This is a genomic window from Bacillus sp. MBGLi79, from assembly GCF_002953915.1.
Window position 1 is genome coordinate 2,273,273 of sequence record NZ_CP026521.1, and the last position, 2,656, is coordinate 2,275,928.

The 2,656-nt window shown below is 46.5% G+C and carries 1 protein-coding gene and 1 pseudogene; both read left to right on the forward strand.

Annotated elements, in window-relative coordinates:
* Window positions 1-74: 74 nt before the first annotated feature.
* Window positions 75-2,036 (forward strand): annotated as a pseudogene (gene acnA, locus C1T29_RS11365) (aconitate hydratase AcnA); the annotation flags it as partial.
* Between the two features lie 69 nt (window positions 2,037-2,105).
* Entirely contained in the window at window positions 2,106-2,612 is a 507-nt protein-coding gene (locus tag C1T29_RS11370; RefSeq protein WP_020451605.1) for a redoxin domain-containing protein, read from the forward strand.
* Window positions 2,613-2,656: the final 44 nt, after the last annotated feature.

Consider the following 2,656-nt stretch of genomic DNA (forward strand, 5'->3'; position numbering starts at 1 on the left):
AAAATAATACAGCGCTCTGGCCACTCTTCTTCAATTAAGGTTTGCAGAAGACGCATTTTTTCTTCATTAGAAGGATAATCGGAGCGAAGCTTGTCGGAAAGCTGCCGAACGGCACGACGGCGACGGACTTGGCGCTTAAAGTAACACAGGTGCTGCGTGAAAAAGGCGTGGTCGGAAAGTTCGTCGAATTCTTCGGACCGGGTGTTGCAGAACTTCCGCTTGCAGACCGTGCGACAATCGCAAATATGGCTCCTGAATACGGCGCGACTTGCGGTTTCTTCCCTGTTGATGAGGAAGCATTGGAATACATGCGTTTAACAGGCCGTGATGAAGAACATATCAATGTGGTGAAAGAATATTGCCGTCAAAACGGATTGTTCTACACGCCTGATCAGGAAGATCCCGTATTTACCGATATCGTTGAAATTGACTTGTCAAAAGTTGAAGCGAATCTTTCAGGTCCGAAGCGTCCTCAGGATCTCATTCCGCTGACTGACATGAAAGAGACATTCCACTAGCATTTGTCAAGCCCTTTAGGGAACTAGGGATTCTGTTTAAACGCGAGTGAGGCTGACAAAGAAATCAAATTTAAGCTTGAAAACGGCGAAGAAGCCGTCATGAAAACGGGTGCGATTGCGATTGCGGCGATCACCAGCTGCACAAATACATCAAACCCTTATGTCTTAATCGGTGCGGGCCTTGTCGCTAAAAAAGCGGTTGAACTGGGATTGAAAGTACCGAACTATGTGAAAACATCCCTGGCTCCGGGTTCAAAAGTCGTAACAGGCTACTTAGTCAATTCAGGCCTGCTTCCATATATGCGCGAGCTTGGATTTAACATCGTCGGATACGGCTGTACGACATGTATCGGGAACTCCGGACCGCTTGCGCCTGAAATCGAAAAAGCGGTTGCCGAAAATGACCTGCTGATTACGTCTGTCCTTTCCGGAAACCGTAACTTTGAAGGCCGGATTCATCCGCTTGTCAAAGGAAACTACCTGGCGTCTCCGCCGCTTGTCGTAGCCTATGCATTGGCGGGCACGGTAGATATTGACCTGAAAAACGAACCGATCGGCGTCGGAAAAGACGGTCAAAACGTATACTTCAACGATATTTGGCCGACGATGGACGAAATCAACTCCGTCGTGAAGCAAACCGTTACTCCTGAGTTGTTCAGAAAAGAATATGAGCGCGTGTTTGATGACAATGAACGCTGGAATGCGATTGAAACAACGGATGAAGCCCTGTATAAATGGGATGAAGAATCCACTTACATTCAAAACCCGCCGTTCTTTGAAAACATGTCAGTTGAGCCTGGTACGGTTGAACCGCTTAAAGGCTTGCGCATTGTCGGCAAATTCGGAGATTCTGTCACGACAGACCATATTTCTCCTGCGGGAGCGATAGGCAAAGACACGCCAGCCGGAAAATATCTGCAGGAAAAAGGCGTTTCTCCTAGAGACTTCAACTCATATGGTTCAAGACGCGGAAACCATGAAGTCATGATGAGGGGAACATTCGCCAACATCAGAATCAAAAACCAGATCGCTCCGGGTACAGAAGGCGGTTATACAACGTATTGGCCGACCGGAGAAGTAATGTCCATCTACGATGCCTGCATGAAGTATAAAGAAGACGGCACAGGTCTGGTCGTCATTGCCGGAAAAGACTACGGAATGGGTTCTTCCCGCGACTGGGCGGCAAAAGGAACAAATCTGCTCGGCATCAAAACCGTCATTGCAGAAAGCTTTGAAAGAATTCACAGAAGCAACCTTGTGCTGATGGGCGTTCTTCCGCTTCAATTTAAAGAGGGAGAAAACGCTGAAACGCTCGGTTTGACCGGGAAAGAAACGATTGAAGTTGACGTGAGTGAGACGGTTCGCCCGCGGGATCTCGTTCAAGTCAAAGCGATTGCCGAAGACGGCACAGTCAAGTCGTTTGAAGCTGTTGTACGCTTTGACAGCGAAGTAGAAATCGATTATTACCGTCACGGCGGAATCCTGCAAATGGTGCTCCGCAATAAAATGAAACAGTAATTGAATGAGGAGAGAAAGCCTTTAGCTTTCTCTTCTTTTTTCAGCGTGATCCTGAATTGGAGGATGCCGATGATGAAAAAATTGCTGGCTGCCGCGTTTCTTTTCGTTTTGGCCGGTCTTGCGGTATGGAACTTCACAGGGCAAAAGGAAGCCGAAATCGGCATTGCGAAAGGAGACAAGGCGCCTGATTTTACGCTTCCGTCTTTAAAGGATGGAAACGATGTATCTTTATCAGACTTTAAAGGGAAAAAAGTGCTGTTAAATTTTTGGGCCACCTGGTGTAAACCGTGTGAAATAGAAATGCCTGCAATGGAAGAACTCCAAAACGAAAATCAGGACATTGCCGTTTTGGCCGTCAACTTTACCTCTTCCGAGAAAAACGAAGAGTCGGTCAAAACGTTTGCCGAAAGGCACGGTTTACATTTCCCTATCGTCTTAGATCGAACGGGCATCAATGCGAAATACGAGATTTTTTCGTATCCGACAACATTTATTATTGATGAAAACGGAATGATTCAAGATATCGTCCTTGGGACGATGTCGAAAAAGAATATGGAAGAAAAGCTGGGATTATAAAAAATCCCGGCTTTTTTGCTTATATCGCCCAAAAAATGGTGAAA